At 41.2% G+C, this 1,423-nt stretch carries 1 pseudogene; it reads left to right on the forward strand.

Annotation, left to right across the window (positions count from 1 at the left end):
- Positions 1-1,423, forward strand: a pseudogene (locus BJK46_RS12540) (accessory Sec-dependent LPXTG-anchored adhesin); the annotation flags it as partial.

Raw genomic sequence — 1,423 nt, forward strand, 5'->3', positions numbered from 1 at the left:
GAGTGTGTCAGCATCAGAAAGTACATCAGCATCAACATCGACAAGTGAAGCTGTAAGTACAGAAGCAAGCGARTTTGTATCAGCAGTAGACTCATTGAGTCAAGTAACTTCTAACGGAAGCACAACGAAAGAAGATGCAAGCACGTTTGTATCAACGGTAGATTCATTGAAAGACAAAGCATCAAATAATGGTACACCATCAGAGTTTGCGTCAGCAGTGAAATCAACACACGCATCAGTGAGTGTGTCAGCATCAGAAAGTACATCAGCATCGACATCAACAAGTGATGCAGTAAGCACAGAAGCAAGCGAATTTGTATCAGCAGTAGACTCGTTGAGTCAAGTAACTTCTAACGGAAGCACAACGAAAGAAGATGCAAGCACGTTTGTATCCACAGTAGATTCATTGAAAGACAAAGCATCAAATAATGGTACACCATCAGAGTTTGCGTCAGCAGTGAAATCAACACACGCATCAGTGAGTGTGTCAGCATCAACATCGACAAGTGAAGCTGTAAGTACAGAAGCAAGCGAGTTTGTATCAGCAGTAGACTCGTTGAGTCAAGTAACTTCTAACGGAAGCACAACGAAAGAAGATGCGAGTACATTTGTATCAACGGTAGATTCATTGAAAGATAAAGCATCAAATAATGGTACACCATCAGAGTTTGCGTCAGCAGTGAAATCAACACACGCATCAGTGAGTGTGTCAGCATCAGAAAGTACATCAGCATCAACATCGACAAGTGAAGCTGTAAGTACAGAAGCAAGCGAATTTGTATCAGCAGTAGACTCATTGAGTCAAGTAACTTCTAACGGAAGCACAACGAAAGAAGATGCAAGTACATTTGTATCCACAGTAGATTCATTGAAAGACAAAGCATCAAATAATGGTACACCATCAGAGTTTGCGTCAGCAGTGAAATCAACACACGCATCAGTGAGTGTGTCAGCATCAGAAAGTACGTCAGCATCAACATCAACAAGTGAAGCTGTAAGTACAGAAGCAAGCGAATTTGTATCAGCAGTAGACTCATTGAGTCAAGTAACTTCTAACGGAAGCACAACGAAAGAAGATGCAAGCACGTTTGTATCAACGGTAGATTCATTGAAAGATAAAGCATCAAATAATGGTACACCATCAGAGTTTGCGTCAGCAGTGAAATCAACACACGCATCAGTGAGTGTGTCAGCATCAGAAAGTACGTCAGCATCAACATCAACAAGTGAAGCTGTAAGTACAGAAGCAAGCGAATTTGTATCAGCAGTGAATTCGTTGAGTGAAGCGACTTCTAATGGAAGCACAACGAAAGAAGATGCAAGTACATTTGTATCCACAGTAGATTCATTGAAAGACAAAGCATCAAATAATGGTACACCATCAGAGTTTGCGTCAGCAGTGAAATCAACACACGCATCAGTG

This window comes from Staphylococcus pseudintermedius (assembly GCF_001792775.2).
GTDB classification, from domain to species: Bacteria; Bacillota; Bacilli; order Staphylococcales; family Staphylococcaceae; genus Staphylococcus; species Staphylococcus pseudintermedius.